General features: G+C 63.8%; 19 protein-coding genes. 4 read left to right on the top strand and 15 right to left on the bottom strand.

Going from position 1 to position 17,342, the window contains the following annotated elements:
- Positions 1–6: 6 nt before the first annotated feature.
- Entirely contained in the window at positions 7–1,053 is a 1,047-nt protein-coding gene (locus BJ994_RS05335) for an Rv2578c family radical SAM protein (protein WP_167992238.1), read from the top strand.
- Here the strand turns inward: BJ994_RS05335 and BJ994_RS05330 are convergent.
- Positions 1,050–1,499 carry a (deoxy)nucleoside triphosphate pyrophosphohydrolase gene (locus BJ994_RS05330; RefSeq protein WP_167992236.1) on the bottom strand — a complete coding sequence of 150 codons (450 nt, stop codon included), beginning with the start codon at positions 1,497–1,499 and terminating at the stop codon, positions 1,050–1,052. The genes BJ994_RS05335 and BJ994_RS05330 overlap by 4 nt on opposite strands.
- 228 nt (positions 1,500–1,727) lie before the next feature.
- Between BJ994_RS05330 and BJ994_RS05325 the strand changes: the two genes are divergently transcribed.
- Positions 1,728–2,945: an MFS transporter gene (locus tag BJ994_RS05325; protein ID WP_167992234.1), complete on the top strand. Its 1,218-nt coding sequence runs from the start codon at positions 1,728–1,730 to the stop codon at positions 2,943–2,945.
- Positions 2,946–2,964: 19 nt separating this feature from the next.
- Here BJ994_RS05325 and BJ994_RS05320 read toward each other — a convergent pair whose 3' ends face one another.
- The 4 genes from BJ994_RS05320 to infC form a co-directional block, all read right to left on the bottom strand.
- A complete protein-coding gene (locus BJ994_RS05320; RefSeq protein WP_167992233.1) occupies positions 2,965–3,867 on the bottom strand; it encodes a TrmH family RNA methyltransferase in 903 nt (300 codons plus the stop codon).
- A gap of 42 nt (positions 3,868–3,909) precedes the next feature.
- The gene (gene rplT, locus BJ994_RS05315; RefSeq protein WP_167992232.1) at positions 3,910–4,296 is read right to left on the bottom strand and encodes a 50S ribosomal protein L20; all 387 of its coding nucleotides are present in this window, start codon (positions 4,294–4,296) and stop codon (positions 3,910–3,912) included.
- 90 nt (positions 4,297–4,386) lie between these two features.
- Positions 4,387–4,581: a 50S ribosomal protein L35 gene (gene rpmI / locus BJ994_RS05310; protein ID WP_167992231.1), complete on the bottom strand. Its 195-nt coding sequence runs from the start codon at positions 4,579–4,581 to the stop codon at positions 4,387–4,389.
- 115 nt (positions 4,582–4,696) lie between these two features.
- Positions 4,697–5,875, bottom strand: coding sequence for a translation initiation factor IF-3 (gene infC, locus BJ994_RS05305; RefSeq protein WP_342450293.1), 1,179 nt, complete (start codon positions 5,873–5,875; stop codon positions 4,697–4,699).
- A gap of 319 nt (positions 5,876–6,194) precedes the next feature.
- On the opposite strand from infC, the gene BJ994_RS05300 reads away from it, so the two are divergent.
- Positions 6,195–6,608 carry a DUF1844 domain-containing protein gene (locus BJ994_RS05300; protein WP_245192255.1) on the top strand — a complete coding sequence of 138 codons (414 nt, stop codon included), beginning with the start codon at positions 6,195–6,197 and terminating at the stop codon, positions 6,606–6,608.
- Here BJ994_RS05300 and BJ994_RS05295 read toward each other — a convergent pair.
- The 8 genes from BJ994_RS05295 to BJ994_RS05260 all read right to left on the bottom strand — a co-directional run bounded on the left by BJ994_RS05295 (position 6,601) and on the right by BJ994_RS05260 (position 12,716).
- Positions 6,601–7,914 carry an MFS transporter gene (locus BJ994_RS05295; protein ID WP_167992229.1) on the bottom strand — a complete coding sequence of 438 codons (1,314 nt, stop codon included), beginning with the start codon at positions 7,912–7,914 and terminating at the stop codon, positions 6,601–6,603. The genes BJ994_RS05300 and BJ994_RS05295 overlap by 8 nt on opposite strands.
- 38 nt (positions 7,915–7,952) lie before the next feature.
- Complete coding sequence (locus BJ994_RS05290) at positions 7,953–8,828, bottom strand: SseB family protein (RefSeq protein ID WP_167992227.1); 876 nt, start codon at positions 8,826–8,828, stop codon at positions 7,953–7,955.
- A 2-nt stretch (positions 8,829–8,830) separates the two neighbouring features.
- Positions 8,831–9,583 (bottom strand): bifunctional 1-(5-phosphoribosyl)-5-((5-phosphoribosylamino)methylideneamino)imidazole-4-carboxamide isomerase/phosphoribosylanthranilate isomerase PriA, encoded by a 753-nt coding sequence (gene priA, locus BJ994_RS05285; RefSeq protein ID WP_167992225.1) that lies wholly within the window; start codon positions 9,581–9,583, stop codon positions 8,831–8,833.
- Positions 9,584–9,639: 56 nt separating this feature from the next.
- The gene (locus BJ994_RS05280; RefSeq protein ID WP_167990070.1) at positions 9,640–9,780 is read right to left on the bottom strand and encodes a hypothetical protein; all 141 of its coding nucleotides are present in this window, start codon (positions 9,778–9,780) and stop codon (positions 9,640–9,642) included.
- Positions 9,781–9,800: 20 nt separating this feature from the next.
- The gene (gene hisH / locus BJ994_RS05275) at positions 9,801–10,439 is read right to left on the bottom strand and encodes an imidazole glycerol phosphate synthase subunit HisH (RefSeq protein WP_167992223.1); all 639 of its coding nucleotides are present in this window, start codon (positions 10,437–10,439) and stop codon (positions 9,801–9,803) included.
- Positions 10,436–11,053, bottom strand: a complete 618-nt coding sequence (gene hisB, locus BJ994_RS05270; protein ID WP_167992221.1) for an imidazoleglycerol-phosphate dehydratase HisB — start codon at positions 11,051–11,053, stop codon at positions 10,436–10,438. The genes hisH and hisB overlap by 4 nt, the downstream gene beginning before the upstream one ends.
- 91 nt (positions 11,054–11,144) lie before the next feature.
- A complete protein-coding gene (locus BJ994_RS05265) occupies positions 11,145–12,254 on the bottom strand; it encodes a histidinol-phosphate transaminase (RefSeq protein WP_167992219.1) in 1,110 nt (369 codons plus the stop codon).
- A gap of 81 nt (positions 12,255–12,335) precedes the next feature.
- On the bottom strand, positions 12,336–12,716 hold the full coding sequence (locus BJ994_RS05260; RefSeq protein ID WP_167992218.1) for a LysM peptidoglycan-binding domain-containing protein: 381 nt from the start codon (positions 12,714–12,716) through the stop codon (positions 12,336–12,338).
- Positions 12,717–12,983: 267 nt separating this feature from the next.
- Here BJ994_RS05260 and lexA point away from each other — a divergent pair, with 267 nt between their 5' ends.
- On the top strand, positions 12,984–13,739 hold the full coding sequence (lexA, locus tag BJ994_RS05255; protein WP_167992217.1) for a transcriptional repressor LexA: 756 nt from the start codon (positions 12,984–12,986) through the stop codon (positions 13,737–13,739).
- Between the two features lie 14 nt (positions 13,740–13,753).
- On the opposite strand, the gene BJ994_RS05250 is transcribed toward lexA, so the two are convergent.
- A complete protein-coding gene (locus BJ994_RS05250) occupies positions 13,754–15,775 on the bottom strand; it encodes an ATP-dependent DNA helicase (protein WP_167992216.1) in 2,022 nt (673 codons plus the stop codon).
- Positions 15,768–17,333 (bottom strand): GTPase HflX, encoded by a 1,566-nt coding sequence (hflX, locus tag BJ994_RS05245; RefSeq protein WP_167992215.1) that lies wholly within the window; start codon positions 17,331–17,333, stop codon positions 15,768–15,770. The genes BJ994_RS05250 and hflX overlap by 8 nt, the downstream gene beginning before the upstream one ends.
- Positions 17,334–17,342 lie beyond the last annotated feature (9 nt).

Here is a 17,342-nt window from a genome sequence, read left to right as displayed (position 1 = left end):
TTTTACATGCGTTGGGACACCCAGAAAACGACGACGGCGGCGCCCGGAGGCGCGGACGCACTCTTGCCGCTCTCCGGTCTGGTGCGATCAGTGCGTACTCCCGAGTTCGCGGGCATCACCTTCCATGAGGTGCTGGCGAAGTCCGCGCTCAACCGGGTGCCGAAGAACTCGGGCATGCCCTTCGGATGGACTGTGAATCCGTACCGCGGCTGCTCACACGCCTGTGTGTACTGCTTTGCCCGGAAGACCCACAGCTACCTCAACCTCGACACGGGGCTGGACTTCGATTCCCAACTCGTGGTGAAGACGAACGTCGGCGAGGTACTCCGGCGCGAAGTGACCAAACCTTCCTGGAGCAGAGAGCACGTTGCGATGGGAACCAACACGGATCCGTACCAGCGTGCTGAGGGACGCTACCGCCTGATGCCCGGCATCATCAGGACGCTCACCGACAGCGGCACCCCATTTTCGATCCTCACCAAGGGCACCCTGCTGGGTAGGGACCTTCCCCTGCTCAAGGAGGCAGCGGCGAGCGTGAGCGTCGGTATGGGAATCTCCCTCGCGGTGATTGATCCCGTGCTCGCGCATGCGGTAGAGCCCGGCACCCCTACGCCGCGGGCACGCCTGGACCTGATCAGTCGGTTACGGGACGCCGGGCTTCCCTGCGGGATCATGGCCATGCCCATCCTGCCCTGGCTGACCGACAGCGATGAGTCACTGGACGAGTTGTTCCGAGCACTCGCATCCGCCGGAGCCACTGGTGTGAGCGCTGGAGCGTTGCACCTGCGCCCGGGAGCACGGGAGTGGTACATGGAGTGGCTCGCCACAAGGCACCCCACCCTGGTTGGCCGCTATCGCAGACTGTACCGCGGGGGAAGCTACGCTTCAGCCGAGTACCGCGGGTGGCTCGCCGACCGCGTGCGAATGCACCGCCGTCGTCATGGTCTTGGTGCCGGAGCACGCTTCTTCCGGGAAGAACCCGGCACTACGTCAACGCCCGCTTCCGGCGGCGCGCCCGTACAGGCCGAGCAAGTGGAGCCGACACTCTTTTAACCCAGCTCGTCCACAGAAACCAGCGTTTCGAGCAGGGCATCGACTATTGGCCGGTCCGCCGGGATCCACGGCAGCGAGGTCAGCTCCTCGGGATCTGTCAGGTCAACCCAGCGAAGTTCATCATGGTCCTGCAGCGCCGCAGGAACTCCCGCGGTGATGACCGCACGCCATACCCTCATGACGGCTGTGCCGTTCAACGGCCAGCCATTCTCGTCCGGGCCCCCGAGCTCAGCGCCGATCTGCACGTCCACACCCAGCTCCTCACGCAATTCGCGGCGGAGAGCCTCAACATCGTCCTCACCGGGTTCAACCTTGCCGCCCGGAAATTCCCACTGGCCGGCAAACTGCTCCGGGGCCGTGCGACGTGCCACCAGCATGCGGGACGGCGACTGCAGCGAATCCATGATGGCCGCACCGACAATCTGCTTACGTTGGCTGTTCGTCATCCGGACAGTCTAGATTGTGAGCAACCGCTCACCGGTGAGCATCCGTCTCATAATAAGGAATCCGCACCAGCGAGCGTAGAGTGAATAAACGGCCGCTCCGCCACGTTGTTTCCAACGAGTGGACCTCTTGGGATCCTTGCCGAGTCGCCGCCCAACATGCTCAACGAGGCGCGTTCACATATTCCTGTCCGCCGTCATCCGGCGCCGCCCCACGTCGAAATGAGTTCAATGTCAGCCGCACTCGCACAACTGCCTACACGTAAGCTCGTGCTGGCGATCCTGGCCCTGGCCGTCGGTGGCTTCGGTATCGGCACCACCGAATTCGCAATCATGGGCCTGCTGCCGGACATGGCTGCCGATGTCGGCGTCGACAACTCTGCTGCGGGACTCATCATCGCCGCTTACGCGGTAGGCGTGGTTGTCGGGGCGCCGCTCTTCAGCACACTCGGGGCCAAGCTTCCGCACAAGCGCTTGGCCCTGGCCCTGATGGCGTTGTTCACCGTCGGCAACCTCTCCTCATACCTCGCCGATGAGTACGGCTGGCTGATGCTATCCCGCTTCATCTCAGGTCTCCCCCACGGCGCGTTCTTCGGCGTCGCTGCAGTCATCGCGGCGTCGCTGTCGGCACCTACCCGCCGGGCGCAGGCGGTCGCAATGGTGATGATGGGACTTAGCGTCGCTAACGTCATAGGGGTGCCATTCGCCACCTGGCTGGGTCAGGAGTTCGGCTGGCGGACCATGTTCATCCTGGTCGGCGTGATCGGTGTGCTGACGCTGCTGATGGTGGCCCGGTTCGTACCCCACCAGGACGTTCGCGAAGGCGCAAGCATCAGCCGGGAACTGGGCGCCCTGAAGCGCGGACAGGTATGGATGACCCTGCTCATCGGGACCGTCGGCTTCGGTGGCTTCTTCGCCGTCTACACCTACATCACACCGACCATGACCGACGTAGCGGGTGTCCCCAAAGACCTGATGCCCATCGTCGTTGCGCTCTATGGTCTGGGCATGGTCGCCGGGAACATCGTCGGGGGCCGACTGGCCGATATTTCGGTACTGGGCACAATCTACTGGGTGATGGGCGCCATCTCTGCGTGCCTGCTTGTGTTTGCGCTGGCGGTGCAGTGGGCCCCGACTGCCCTGCTCTTCGTCTTTCTCGTGGGCGCGATCGGTTCATCGCTGATCCCATCCCTTCAGGTCCGGCTGATGGATGTCTCACCGGACGCCCCGTCGCTGGCATCGTCGATGAATCACGCTGCATTGAACACAGCGAACGCGCTCGGAGCGCTCCTGGGCGGAGCGGTTATCGCGCTTGGGTGGGGTTACACCGCTCCAGCACTGGTTGGCGCTGTGCTGGCTGCCTTCGGGCTAGGTGTAGCACTTCTGAGCGGGAGGATGGAGCGGAGAGCGGCGAGGGCAACGGAACCGGTGCTTGCCGGCTCCAGGTAGAGCTCCTTGAGCGGTGTATTCAGCCCCGCTGTGCCCGCGCTGAGGCGTAAAGGCACACCGTCGCGGCGGTGCCTACGTTCAGGCTCTCCGCCTTACCGTAGACGGGCACTGCAACGCGGTGGTGTGCGGCGTCGAGCGCGTCCTGGGGAAGTCCCTGCGCCTCATTTCCGAACAACCACGCGGTGGGCGCTTCCAGCTTCGGTGACGCTCCAGTAAGACTCAGTGCTTCACCGGATGACGGTGCGAGCCGTCGTCGGGCGCTGCTGTCCTGAAGCTCATCGAGGCTGCGGTCTCCATAGCCGTCGGCGGCAAGGATAGCCATCCCCCCGGCTGTCAGGCGGGGAAGTAAGTCACCGGCATCCGCGCCGATCACCACCGGGAGATGAAAAAGGGAGCCAACCGTTGAGCGAACGGTTTTCGGGTTATAGACATCCACGCTCGCATCGGTGAAGATAACGGCGTCCGCCCCGGCGGAATCTGCAGCGCGCAGGATGGTGCCGGCGTTCCCGGGGTCACGGACTTCGACTAATACCGCAATCAGCCGGGGAGAACTGTCCAGTACTGTGTCGAGCGGCACGTCCAGGAAATGGCAGACCGCGATCGCTCCCTGCGGGGTGACCGTCGAGCTCATGGCGGCAAGAACTTCGGGTGTGACCAACCGGGACAACGCAGTTTCCCCCAGTTCGGGGTAACGCTGCAGGCAGTCCTCGGTGACATAGACCTCATCAACGACACCAGGTTGCCTTGCAGCGATGCGATCCCGATGGAGCCGCAACGCCTCACGAACGGTCTGCGGTCCCTCTGCCAGGAAACGACCCTGCCGCAGACGCACCGAACGCCCCGCAAGCTTTGCTACATCACGGACCCGATCCGATCGGGGATTGGACAGTAGCGGCGCCTGGGGGCGTTCGGAGTAGTTCATGAGGATGTCAGCCGGTTCACACGGTCCGTCAGACGGCGTGGACTAGACGCGTGCTGCGGGTGCCGAAGTGTCGGACGGCAGGGAGTCCTTGGCGATCTGCACCAGCGCAGCGAACGCGTTGGCGTCGGACACTGCGAGTTCGGCAAGCATGCGACGGTCCACCTCGACACCTGCAGCCTTGAGTCCCTGGATCAGACGGTTGTAGGTGAGCCCGTTAGCGCGGGAGGCAGCATTGATGCGCTGGATCCACAGCCGGCGGAAGTCGCCCTTGCGCTTGCGGCGGTCGCCGTAGCTGTAAACGAACGAGTGGAGCAGCTGCTCCTTTGCCTTGCGGTACAGGCGCGAACGCTGACCGCGGTAGCCTTTGGCGCGCTCAAGGATGACCCGACGCTTTTTGTGGGCATTGACCGCCCGCTTCACACGTGCCACGTGCGTACTCCTTAGTTTGATCTTCCCGGGCAGGACTTATCTCCGTGGTTCTGGACCGCGGAACCCTGCCCGGTTGTTAGTGGGTGGTTATTAGACGCCGAGCATCTTCTTGATGGCCTTGGTGTCTGCCTTCGATACGATCTTGTCGCTGGCGAGACGGCGCGTCAGAGTGGAGGACTTGTGCTCCAGGTAGTGACGGCGGTTAGCCTGCTGGCGCTTGAGCTTGCCGCTTCCGGTGAGCTTGAAGCGCTTCTTGGCGCCACTGTGGGTCTTCATCTTCGGCATTGAAACCGATCTCCTTTTGGTTTCCGCCGGCACGTTGCCGACGGCTTGCGATTTCCGCAGCTAGCTGCGGTGATTACGTGGCGCCTCGGTGCCCTCAAGAAGGGCAACCGGCTCCCTAGCTGGAGCCTCCCGGCTTCGGCCGGCTCGGCGAACCCTTGGCGGGGACCGCCTTACCGGCAGGCTTTGGTGTCGCAGCAGGCTTTGCTGCTGACGGTTTAGGTGCGGCCGCGGGCTTCGCCGAAGCGCTTGGCTTCGGGGCCGCCTGCGGCTTGGGTGCTGCTGCGGGCTTCGACACAGCCGCCGAAGACTCTTCCTTCGCTTTCGGCGCAGGCGCGGCCTCCTTCGCAGGTGCAGCAGCCTTCGTTGCTGCGGGGGACTTCACCGTTGCGGTTGCGGCAGGCTTCTCAACCGTCTTCGCCTCCCCGCTGGAGGTTTGCGTAGCCTGCTTCGGCGCCTCGACCGATTCGTTCGGGGCCTCCGCAACGGGCTTCGACGTCGAAGTATCCTCAGCTTGAGGCGTCTCAGCCTGGGTTGTCTCAGTCTGGGTAGTCTCAGTCTGGGTAGTCTCAGTCTGGGTAGTCTCAGTCTGGGTAGTCTCAGTCTGGGTAGTCTCGGTCTGGGCTGTCTCGGTCGAAGGCGTCTCGGTCGAGGGCGTCTCGGCGCCGTCTGCCGCGGCATCCCCGCCGGAACGCAGACCCTCCGGCAGCAAGTCACCGATGCTTTGGGTCATCGGCTCAGCACCTGTCGTATCAACCTTGGACTTCTCGTTGGCTGCCTTCGACTCAGCGCGCTGCGCCGCACGGCGGGCTTCAGCCTTGGCTTCCGCCTTGTTCTTGACAGGCCCAATCACCATGACCATGTTGCGCCCATCGATACGCGGTGTGGACTCAACGACGCCGACCTCCGCGACATCCTCAGCGAACCGCTGCAACAGGCGGATGCCCATCTCCGGGCGCTGCTGCTCGCGGCCGCGGAACTGGATCATCGCCTTCACTTTGTCGCCGGCGCCGAGGAACCGAAGGGCGTGGCCGCGCTTGGTCTCATAATCGTGGGTGTCGATCTTGAGCCGAAAACGAATTTCCTTCAGCACCGTGTTGGTCTGGTTCTTCCGGGCTTCGCGCGCCTTCACAGCGGCTTCGTACTTGTACTTACCAAAATCCATGAGCTTGGCTACCGGAGGCTTGGCCTGGGGCGCCACCTCAACAAGATCAAGGTCGGACTCAGCGGCGAGTCGGAGGGCGTCTTCAATACGGACGATTCCAACCTGCTCGCCCGCAGGGCCTACCAACCGCACCTCTGGGACGCGGATACGATCGTTGATTCTTGGCTCGCTAATGTGCTGCTCCTGATGTCAGTCGAAAACCTGGACCGCGTGCAAAAGAAGAAGGCCCCCAATCGCATGCGCAATCGAAGGCCTCGGGCATCAGTGCGGCCGTGTCCGAAAAATGGATAACGTGCACCGACCTGAACCCGGCTGCCTCCAACTGCCCTGTGGGCAATCCGGCAATCGCGGGTGGGAGAGGACTCCGCTTGCATACTGGGTGATCTTTTTCATGCCGTTACCGGCCACAAAAAATAACGACCCCCAGTCGGTCTGTGACAAGCTTACCAGCATGAGCACAGCAGACCGTAATTCCGATCCCTCCCGCCATACCTTCCCCGGCACAGTTGATTCCGGCACCGGTGGTGCCCACAGCGGCAGTAACCATGTACGGGACATTGCGGAGGTGGCGGCCGTTGAGGTCATTACGACGGCGGCTGTCCACCTGATGAGCGCTGCAGCAGTAAAGTGCGGGCTGGCCGAGGGCAAGGACGCGGAGGAGTTCAAGGACCTGGATGAAGCCAGGAAGCTGATCACTGCCCTGGCAGGGTTTGTCACCGCGGCGGCTCCGGAGATCGGGAGCCAGCATGCTGGCCCGTTGCGCGACGGTTTGCGCTCATTGCAGCTTGCATTCCGCGAGGCGTCGCTGATACCGGATGCTCCCGGTCAGGGACCCGGGGAGAAATTCACCGGCCCCGTCAACTGACCCGCCTGCCCCGTCGGCGTCGAACCTGTTGTGCCGCCAGACAGAGCAGACTAAGGCTGGCGGCAGCACCGCCCACGGCGACGAAGCCGCCCCACGGACCAACCGAGTCGATCAGCAACCCCGCAAGCGGCGCTCCGAGGGCAACCCCTGACGTCAGTGCCGATCCGTACCATCCCATCGCTTCGCCGCGGCGGTCCTCCTCTACGAGGTGGGCAATCTTCTCAGAGGCTGCGGAGAGAACCGGCGCGCACAGCAGGCCAGGAGCGAGCGACAGCAATGCGAGGGCAAACGTGCTGTCGGCAAACCCCATGGGGATGGTCAGTACGCTCATCAGAAGCAGCAACACCAGCGGTGAGACCGGGCGGTGCATTGCACCGTAGACCAGGCCGCCGACTACAGATGCGGCGCACCAGGCGAGGAAAACCCATCCGAGTTCAAACGCCCGGTTGTTGTCCTCCAGCACGGCGATGATGCCAACGTCCGTGCCTGCAAGAACCAGCCCTGCACCGGCCGCCACAACCATCACAACACCCACGGGCAGGGTTAGCCATCCGAAACTGTGGGCGACGCGCGCACGGGCACCGACCCCTCGTGCCGGTCGTGCCCCGGGCACCAATTCGGCGGATGCCTCGAACACACGCGCCGGAGCAGAGGCGACCATCGCCTCCACCGCTGCTTCGTCGTCGTCGGCCGCTGACGGAGACCCCGCCACAGCACCGGGCTGGCTACTACGGGTGGGCGGGTTGAACCACATCAGGAACAGACCGGCCACCGCGGTGGAAAGCCCGACAACGGTCAGGCCGAGCACGGTGGAAACCTGAGTTGCCAGGACCGCGCCCAACGCAGGCCCACCCATGAAGATCACTTCGGTGGATACAGCGTCCAGCGTGAAGGCGGTCCGGCGCGACTCACCGCTGACCAGGACACCGAGGGACTGCCGGACCACCGAGAAGACGGGCAGGGTGAAAATGCCGCCAACCAGAGCGGCCAACAGCAGCCACTCATAGGGCAGGTGCGGAGCGATGGACCAGATGAGCGCTTCGGCAATCACAGACGGGATCAGCGCGCGGCGCAAACCGGCCAGGTCCACCCGGCGTCCACGCCAGGGAGCCCCGACGGCGATGCCGATCGTCATGACTGCAGCTACTGCGCCGGCCTCCGCGTACCCCCGCTCAAGCGTCTGCACTACATGCAGGGTCAGCAGTACACCCGCCGCGGAGTGTGGGAAGCGGGCGATCATGCCCACGAGCAGCAACCGGCGAACCGGGACTATTCTCAACAGCTCCCGGTAGATGGCAAAGTTCAACGTCAATCACTTTCACGCGGGCTCGCACCGCGTGGGTATCAACGCGTGAGCCGGATTTCGAGCGAGTCAACCCGCTCGACAAACTCCTCCAGGTTCTGGAGGGTCCTCTGAAAATTTCGTGTGGTGGAGCGGACCTCTTCCTGGGTAAGTCCCTCCTCCAGAGCGAGGCTGATGCGCAGTTCGGGACCGGCACCACCGCCTCCAAATACTGTACCGTCCGCTGTACGACTGGAAATCCCGGATCCCGGGCCAACCTCGACCCTACGGATCAGGGCGCCTGCCTCCACAGCCCGCCCTATGAGCTCGGTGAGAACGGGATCAGCGTAGGAAGGCACCCAGTCGGTCTGCTGCGCCAGCGCCCAGAGCGCCGGACGACGGACAACGAAGGTCACCTCCGCTCCCGGGTCCACGACCATCAGATCAGCCTTCTCGGCAACGGCGGACAGCGCGGCCCGCGGAGCGAACACAGCGACAGGGCGTGCACTTTCATGCCAGTGCGCCAGGCGCGCCGTCGAGGTGAACACAGGAAGTGCACGGCGTCCGTCCGGGGACTTGATCGTGACCAATGCCATATCGGCTTCCTTGTCACCCACGTGGTGACCGTCCGCGCCTGTCGGCAGCTCACTGTCGGTTCCGCCGAGCTCCGCGATAACCGGGACGAACACACGCACAGTCGCGAGGGCGCGCACAACGGCCGTTTCATCCGCCCGTCCCGCCACCAGGCTGGATACTGCGGCTTCGTACGACGCCGGGACACCGCCGTCGTCGTTGTCGAATGCATGGAGCGGATTGCCGTCGCCGGAGAGGTCCCGACCCTTCCAGGGTTGCCCGGCGGAATCGGTGGTGTTTACCCCTTCTGCTTTGCTTGCCCTGAGCGCTGCTTCGATGTGCCCAGGCAGACGGCGGTCGGACACGCCTACCGTTCCGGGTGCCCGGCGATGTCCAGTGCCTGCGGAAGCGTGAAGGCGCCAGCGTAGAGGGCCTTACCGACGATTGCGCCCTCGAGTCCATCCGGTACGAGCTGACGCAGTGCCGCGAGGTCATCGAGACTGGAGATTCCGCCGGAGGCGACCACCGGCCGGGTGGTCTTCTCGAGGACATCGCGCAGCAGCTGGAGGTTGGGGCCCCGTAGCGTGCCGTCCTTCGTCACGTCGGTCACCACGTAGCGGGCGCAGCCAACGTCCTCCAGGCGCGCAAGGACCTCCCAGAGATCGCCGCCATCCTCGGTCCAGCCCCGTGCTGCCAGTGTGGTCCCGCGGACATCGAGCCCGACGGCGATCGCGTCGCCATAGCGGGCGATGGCGCTTGCGGTCCACTCCGGATTCTCAAGCGCCGCTGTCCCAAGGTTGATGCGCTCCGCTCCCAGCTCCAGGGCTTCCTCAAGGGAAGCATCATCGCGGATACCTCCGGACAACTCCACCTTGATATCCAGCTCCGCGACAACCTTTCGGAGAAGCTCGCGATTGGACCCACGCCCGAACGCCGCGTCCAGGTCTACCAGGTGAACCCATTCGGCGCCGTCGTTCTGCCATTGCATGGCGGCGTCAAGCGGGTCCCCGTAGCTGGTTTCGCTGCCGGCGGCGCCCTGGACCAGGCGGACGGCCTGGCCGTCAGCCACGTCAACGGCAGGCAGCAGTTCGAGGATGGGAGATTCTGTGAAGGGACTCATTCACTTCCTTTGTTCAGGGTTTGAGAACTGTTCAGGGTTAGAAAACGCTTATGCATCTACTGGGGCGCAAGGGTCAGCAGATAGGCGGCGACCAGCGCCAGCAAGGCCAGTACACCGAAGCTGATGACAAACACGCGTGGCAGTTTCTGGCGATGGAATGAGACTGCCCCTCCGATCAACAATCCGGCTAGCCCCATCAGGAGTACGCTCCACATTGTCAGCGCAGACCGTTGATCCAGTTGCGCAGCAGCTGCGCGCCGGCGTCGCCGGACTTCTCCGGGTGGAACTGGGTGGCCGTGAGTGGGCCGTTTTCCACAGCAGCTATGAATGGCCCGCCGTGGGTGGACCACGTGACGATCGGTGGCCGCATAGCCGGCTGGGTCACATCAAAATTCCAGTCCTGAACGCCGTACGAGTGGACGAAGTAGAAGCGCTCGTCTCGGATGCCTTCAAAGAGCGTCGACTCCTGCGGCGCCTGGACCGTGTTCCAACCCATGTGCGGGACTACGTCTGCCTTGAGCCGCTCAACCCTTCCCGGCCATTCGCCCATGCCTTCCGTGCGCACACCGTGTTCCACGCCCTCTTCGAAAAGGACCTGGAGCCCGACGCAGATACCGAGTACTGAACGGCCGCCTGCGACACGGCGCCCGATCATGCGAAGTCCGTCGACGTCCTTCAATCCCTGCATGACGGCCGCGAAAGCACCGACACCCGGGACCAACAGCCCGTCCGCGTTGAGGACGTCCTCCGGCGCAGCGCTCAGTGTGACATCGGCTCCTACATGCTCGAGTGCCCGGACGGCTGATCGGATGTTGCCGGAACCGTAATCCAGTACGGTCACCTTCGGTGCGCTCATAGCGCGCCTTTCGTCGAGGGAATTCCGGTTACGCGGGGATCCGGTTCCACGGCGCTGCGAAGCGCACGCGCGAACGCCTTGAACTGCGCTTCCACGACGTGGTGTGGATCCCGGCCGCCGAGCACCTTCATGTGCAGGCAGATCTGCGCGTGAAGGGTTATTGCCTCGAAGATGTGGCGGGTCAGGGACCCAGTGAAGTGGCCCCCGATCAGGTGATACTCCTGGCCTGCGGGCTCCCCTGCATGCACCAGGTAGGGCCGTCCGGAAATGTCCACGACGGCATGCGCGATCGCCTCATCCAGCGGCACTGTCGCCTCACCGAAACGGCGAATTCCGGCTTTGTCGCCGAGCGCCTCGCGCAGGACCTCCCCGAAGGTGATAGCCACATCCTCGACCGTGTGGTGCACGTCGATGTGTGTATCCCCGGTGGCGCGAACAATGAGGTCGATGAGGGAGTGCTTCGCGAGCGCCGTAAGCATGTGATCGTAGAAGGGGACGGACGTGGTGATCTCAGAGCGACCGGTCCCGTCAAGGTTAAGTTCAACGTACACCGACGACTCGCTCGTGGTCCGCTCGCGTTGCGCAATGCGAGCAGCTGTAGCTTCCGCGGTCATGGCTGGTCCTTAATGTCGGGGGGAAGTGAAAGTCGTGACGAGGTCGTGTCGCACCAGATGGGTATCAGCGGCCGCGTGTACCGGAACAAGTCTAGGAGAGGTTGGGCCGAATCAATGAGCGGAGTATCTCGAGGAAGATTGTGGTTTCCGCTTCGGTGCCTGCCGTGACCCTCAGGTGGTGAGGAATGCCGACGTCGCGAATGAGGACTCCCGCATCCAGCAGGCCCTGCCACACTGTGCGCGGTTCTTCGATGCCGCCGAACAGAACGAAATTCGAGTCCGATGGGGCCACGGGCAGCCCCATCTCCGTGAGTCCTGCGACGATGCGGTCTCGCTGGCGCTTGATCTCGTCCACGTTCTCGAGAAGCCGGGCCGAGTGGGTGAGAGCGGCCACAGCGGTGGCTTGCGTGAGCGCCGAGAGATGGTACGGCAATCTCACTAGCCGAAGAGCATCGGCCACCTCAGGAGCCGCTGCGAGGTAACCCACGCGGGCTCCAGCGAGAGCGAAAGCCTTGCTCATGGTCCGGGAAACGATCAGCCGCTCCCGCCCGGGTAGCAGGGCCAACGCACTCGGAGTGCCACGGTGCGCAAATTCGGCATAGGCCTCGTCGACGATGATGATCGCCTGCGCAGCCGAACCCGCTTCGTAGACCTCGGTGACGACGTCGAGCGACAGAGCTGTACCCGTTGGGTTGTTGGGGCTGCACAGGAAAACTATGTTCGCGCCCGTCGCAGCAACCTGCTCAGCGGCCGATTCCGGAGTCAGATCGAAGGTTCCCGCACGCGATCCGGACTCATATCCGGTGCCGGTGGCGCCCGCGAGCAGAGGGTACATCGAGTAGGTGGGAGGGAAGCCGAGCGCTGTTCGTCCAGGGCCGCCGAAGGCAAGGAGGATGTGCTGCAGCACTTCGTTGGAACCGTTCGCCGCCCAGATGTTCGCGGCCGTCAGACCATGGCCCAAATATCCAGCGAGCTGCTCCCTCAGAGTCGTGAACTCACGGTCCGGGTAACGGTTCAACCCGGCAACGGTCTGTTCCACGGCCCGAACTATTGCCTGCCGGACATCCTCGGGAACGCCGTGGGTGTTCTCATTCACGTTCAGCAGGATGGGTACGTCCAATTGGGGCGCGCCATAGGGCTGCAGGCCGCGGAGGTTCTCTCGAAGCGGCAGACGGTTGAGACGTTCAAGCTGATCGGTCACCAACCGAGTTTAAGGGAGCAAGGTCTCTGGGAGGGAATCCGCAGAAAGCGGCGCCGTGATATTACGTGGCAGACAAGGCGGTTACGGCGTGCTGACAGGAATGTGCAGCGCCTGGCCCGCCTGGACGGTTGAGGTGGTCAACGCATTCAGTTCGGCGATCTCGGCCACTACCTCCCGCGGATCCCGGTCCGGCGCGTACTCGGCAGCCAGTCCCCACAGCGTCTGGCCGACCGCAACATCCACCTGTACGGTTTCCGTGACGCCGCCGGCGCTCCCGGCAGCCTTCGCCTGAGACGTGAGCGAGGCAGCAAGGATCATGGCGGCTGCCGCGACCAGGGCTAGCGGCACCGCCACGAGGACCAACCAACCCCGGCGCGTCAGGTGAACCCGCGGAACGCCGGCATCCGAGCGCTCCATGGTGTGTCCAGCCGAGCCCGGCCCTGCAAGTTGTAGCGTTGACATCACGTCCGCCTTTCTACTGCTGAATATGAAGGACCGCTTCGATTCGAAGCTGTGTTCTATTCTTCTCGTTATATTTTTAGCATCTTTGGACTAATACTGTCGAGACTCGCTCGAACAAATGTTTGAAAAGACGTCTCATGTCCCCTAGCGTTGCTGGCAAGGGTGAATGGTCCGGCCGCTTCGAAAACCAGCTCATCACCCACCACTGACAAAACTGGTTGGAAGGTCGCAGAAGCACCTCCACCACAGCGAAGGGATGTACGTTTCGTGGGAGATCTCAGTGCGGCAGAGGAGACCACCGAGGCACCGGAGGCCGCAGCCAAGCGCGGACGCGGCCGTCCACGGGGACGCGCCACGCCCAAGGGCCTGACCCCCCGTCAGAAGAAGATCCTGGAGACTATCCAGCGCAGTGTCGCCGCACACGGTTACCCGCCGTCGATGAGAGAAATCGGTGACACCGTCGGTCTTGCCAGCCTTTCCAGCGTCACCCACCAGCTGTCACAGCTTGAACGGATGGGCTACATCCGCCGCGATCCAAAGCGGCCGCGCGCAATGGAGATTCTGCTTCCTCTCACGCTCGGTCAGGACTCTCCGCGCCCACTACCCAGTTCTCCGGAGCAGGATGACGAACCGGTCAACGCGGCTGTTGACGCAGCAATGGTCCCCCTGGTTGGCCGCATCGCGGCGGGAGGACCGATTCTCGCTGACCAGGTGATCGAAGACGTCATGCCGCTCCCCCGTCAGCTGGTGGGTCATGGCGAGCTGTTCATGCTTCGCGTTTCGGGAGATTCGATGATCGACGCCGCGATTTGCGACGGCGACTGGGTTGTGGTGCGGCGACAAAATACCGCGGACAACGGCGATGTCGTTGCGGCCCTTCTTGATGATGAGGCAACGGTCAAAACGTTCCGCCAGCGCGACGGGCACACCTGGCTGCTTCCGCAGAACACCAATTACGAACCCATTCTGGGAGACCACGCCGCCATCATGGGCAAAGTCGTATCGGTGATGCGGGCGCTTTAGCTGGTCAGCTTCGGCTAGACGGGCTGTGCCGCGGCTAACCGCGAGAGCACGGCAAGCGCCGTAGCACGGTCGGTGGTTGGCCAGAATGGGGGAAGCGCCGCCCTCAGGAAGCCGCCATACCTGGCGCTTGCCAGACGTGAGTCGAGGATTGCCACCATTCCGCGATCGTCGCCGGAACGGATGAGGCGGCCCGCGCCCTGCGCGAGCCGAACTGCGGCGTGGGTTGCCGACACGCTCATGAAGCCGTTGCCCCCGGCCTGTGCAACCGCCCTGGTGCGCGCCGTCATCAACGGGTCATCCGGGCGGGGGAAAGGTATGCGGTCGATAACCACCAGGCGGCAGGACCTGCCCGGCACATCCACACCCTGCCAGAGGGACATGGTGCCGAAGAGACAGGTGTCCGGTTCATCCGAGAACTGGCTCACGAGGGATGCCATGGACGACTCCCCCTGGCACAGGATCTCGACATCAACTCTGGTGCGGAGTGCATCGGCTGCCTCCTCCGCTGCACGCCGGGATGAGAACAAGCCCAGCGTTCCTCCTCGGGAGGCCCGGATCAGTGCCTCAAGTTCCGCCAGCTGTTCTTCTGATGTACCCCTGCCCGGTTTCGGAAGGTCCTTGGCAACGTACAGGACGCCCTGCTTCGGGTAGTCGAAGGGGCTACCCACATCAACACCGGTCCAGCTCGGTGCGCCTTCGCCGGTGAGGCCTAATGAACCGGCAACCGGCCCGAATTCAGAGCCGATGGCCAGCGTGGCGGAGGTCAGGACTACCGTATGTTCCTCGAACAATCCATGCCGGAGGCGCCCGGCTACCGAGAGGGGCGCGATGCTGATGGTTGCGGGCGATGACTCAGCAGCCGCCACGTAGCCGCTTCCGGGTGTGAAGGCGCTTGGCCGTGTTGCCCACAGCACTTCGCCGGCACCACCTGCACCGAGCATCCGCTCGCACAGTTCAAGGATGACCAGGAGCCGTGAGCGGGCCATCTGCCGCCCGCCATCTGCCGGCTGCGGTGAGGATTCCATGTTTGAGGCGGACAGAGCGGCCCTGCACGCCTCCCTTACCTGGCCGAGAGCCGACTCCTGCGGCTCGTTCAGGCCGCCGGACATCAAACCGCTGGGCACGGCGTCGAACGCCGACTCGAAGGCTCGCTGCGCTGCCGCCAGCGGCTCCGTGTCCGTGCCGAGATGCCGCCTCGCGGCTGAGGACGCCGTGCCTATCAGCGCTCCCGAAAGCTGCCCGGAGACCGCCGAAGTCACGCGGTCATGAAGTTCGTGGGCCTCGTCGATGACGACGACGTCATGCTCCGGCAGGACAGCCAGCCCCTCGAAAGCACTGATCGCGAGCAGGGCGTGGTTGGTGATGACAATGTCAGCCTTCCCTGCCTTTTCGCGGGCGCGTTCGCTGAAACACTCAGCAGCAACCGGACACTTCTGGGCGCCGAGGCATTCCATGCTGGACACCGATACCTGCCGCCACGCCCGATCACCAACGCCGGGCATGAGCTCGTCACGGTCGCCGGTTTCCGTCTCTTCTGCCCATTCGCGCAGCCGGACGATCTCCCGCCCAAGCGGGGTCGAGGGACCGGAGGCTGGATGGGGTGACGCGGGGTCGCCGTCCAGCGCGAAGAGGGCGCCGGCGTCGTCTTCCTCCGGGAAGCCGCCGGCCGTCTTGTGCCGGCACACGTAGTTCCCGCGCCCCTTCAGGAGCGCCACGTCCACCGGCCGCGGAAGTGAATCCCCCAGTGATTCCAGGAGGCGCGGAAGATCGCGTTTGACGATCTGTGCCTGCAGGGCCAGGGTTGCAGTCGATACCACAGAGGTGGTGTCGCTTGTCATCGCGTGCGCGATCAGCGGTACCAGGTAGGCGAGCGACTTACCGGTTCCAGTGCCCGCTTGCACGAGCAAATGGTCCCCCTCCGTGATGGCCTGCGCAACGTGCCGCACCATCTCGTGCTGCCCGCTGCGCCGCTGACCGCCCATCGATTCAACGACGTGGTCGAGCAGTTCCAGGGGGTCTATTCGCCCCTCAGCCATGCCGGACGAACGGTTCCAGTTCCGCTGCGAGTCCTTCGCGGACCATGACGTCCACCTGTGTGCCGTCCTCGACGTGCTCCAGATGCAGTATCTCCGCGTCCGCCTGATGCAGTCGACTGACGACATCACCGCGCTGATAGGGAACCAGAAGATTCAGTTTGACGCTCGGTCGCGGAATCGAATCGCTGATGAGTGCAAGCAGCTCCTCGATTCCCTGCCCGGTACGCGCGGAGACGATCGCGTGGCGCGGTTCACGCTGGCGCAGCCGTTCAATGACGAACGGATCCGCCGCGTCCACCTTGTTCAACACAATGATCTCAGGGACCTTGCGGGCATCGACGTCCGCAAGGACCTGCCGCACAGCTGCGATCTGCCCCTCGGGGTCCGGATGTGACGCGTCCACCACGTGCAGAATGAGGTCGGAATCCGCAACCTCCTCAAGCGTGGAGCGGAATGCCTCGACCAGCTGCGTAGGCAGTGAGCGGACGAATCCGACGGTGTCGGCGAGCGTGTATTCCAGGCCGTCCGGGGTCTCTGCACGCCGGACGGTCGGGTCCAGGGTTGCGAACAGTGCGTTCTCAACCAGCACTCCGGCATCGGTCAAACGGTTCAACAGTGAGGACTTACCCGCATTGGTATAGCCGGCAATCGCGACGGAAGGAACCTCATGTCGACGACGGTTGGCCCGCTTGGTCTCGCGGGCCGGTTTCATGCCCGCGATCTCCCGCCGCAACTTTGCCATGCGGGTACGGATCTTTCGCCGGTCGAGCTCTATCTTCGTCTCACCCGGGCCGCGCGAACCCATACCCGCGCCGGCACCGCCTACTTGACCGCCGGCCTGGCGGGACATCGATTCGCCCCAACCGCGCAGGCGCGGAAGGAGATACTCGAGCTGGGCAAGTTCAACCTGCGCTTTACCCTCACGTGATTTGGCATGCTGGGCGAAGATGTCCAGGATCAGTGCGGTACGGTCGATGACCTTCACCTTCACAATGTCCTCGAGCCCACGCCGTTGGGAGGGTGCAAGCTCGCTATCGACGATGACGGTGTCGGCACCTGTGGCAGTCACGATGGTCTTGAGCTCTTCAGCCTTCCCCGCACCCAGAAACGTCCCGGGATCCGGCTTCAACCGGCGCTGGATGATTCCGTCCAGGACCTCGGACCCCGCCGTCTCGGCGAGTGCGGCGAGCTCACGGAGCGAATTCTCGGCTTCCTCCGCGGTTCCTTCGCTCCAGATTCCGGCGAGAACCACCCGCTCAAGACGGAGCTGCCGGTACTCGACCTCTGTGACGTCTTCGAGTTCCGTGGACAAGCCTGCTACGCGGCGAAGCGCGCGGCGCTCCTGAAGGTCTTGCTGTTCGCCGTCGTATGCGGAATGCTCTTCGTCGAGCTCAGAAATGGCCTGCGCCTTGCCGCGCTTCGCAACTGTAGACCTGACCGCATCCGCTGACGGAGACGCTGCGGGATCCTTGGCGAGTATCCGGTCAATGACTGCCTGGATTTCTTCCGGACCCATTTCCGGCTCGGGCGTTGACGACGCTCCGTGATGTGTGGTCATGCTCTCCTT

This window comes from Arthrobacter pigmenti (genome assembly GCF_011927905.1).
Lineage (GTDB): Bacteria > Actinomycetota > Actinomycetes > Actinomycetales > Micrococcaceae > Arthrobacter_D > Arthrobacter_D pigmenti.
The sequence above is the reverse complement of the archived record's forward strand: the minus strand, read 5'-3'. Positions and strand labels throughout refer to the sequence as shown.

Excerpts from the sequence above, each read along its gene's own strand:
- hflX (WP_167992215.1), bottom strand. The coding sequence starts at position 17,333 with ATGACCACACATCACGGAGCGTCGTCAACGCCCGAGCCGGAAATGGGT.
- BJ994_RS05300 (WP_245192255.1), top strand. The coding sequence starts at position 6,195 with ATGAGCACAGCAGACCGTAATTCCGATCCCTCCCGCCATACCTTCCCC.
- hisB (WP_167992221.1), bottom strand. The coding sequence starts at position 11,053 with ATGACCGCGGAAGCTACAGCTGCTCGCATTGCGCAACGCGAGCGGACC.
- BJ994_RS05335 (WP_167992238.1), top strand. The coding sequence starts at position 7 with ATGCGTTGGGACACCCAGAAAACGACGACGGCGGCGCCCGGAGGCGCG.
- hisH (WP_167992223.1), bottom strand. The coding sequence starts at position 10,439 with ATGAGCGCACCGAAGGTGACCGTACTGGATTACGGTTCCGGCAACATC.
- priA (WP_167992225.1), bottom strand. The coding sequence starts at position 9,583 with ATGAGTCCCTTCACAGAATCTCCCATCCTCGAACTGCTGCCTGCCGTT.
- BJ994_RS05320 (WP_167992233.1), bottom strand. The coding sequence starts at position 3,867 with ATGAACTACTCCGAACGCCCCCAGGCGCCGCTACTGTCCAATCCCCGA.
- BJ994_RS05260 (WP_167992218.1), bottom strand. The coding sequence starts at position 12,716 with ATGTCAACGCTACAACTTGCAGGGCCGGGCTCGGCTGGACACACCATG.
- rpmI (WP_167992231.1), bottom strand. The coding sequence starts at position 4,581 with ATGCCGAAGATGAAGACCCACAGTGGCGCCAAGAAGCGCTTCAAGCTC.
- BJ994_RS05250 (WP_167992216.1), bottom strand. The coding sequence starts at position 15,775 with ATGGCTGAGGGGCGAATAGACCCCCTGGAACTGCTCGACCACGTCGTT.
- BJ994_RS05280 (WP_167990070.1), bottom strand. The coding sequence starts at position 9,780 with ATGGGGCTAGCCGGATTGTTGATCGGAGGGGCAGTCTCATTCCATCGC.
- BJ994_RS05330 (WP_167992236.1), bottom strand. The coding sequence starts at position 1,499 with ATGACGAACAGCCAACGTAAGCAGATTGTCGGTGCGGCCATCATGGAT.
- BJ994_RS05325 (WP_167992234.1), top strand. The coding sequence starts at position 1,728 with ATGTCAGCCGCACTCGCACAACTGCCTACACGTAAGCTCGTGCTGGCG.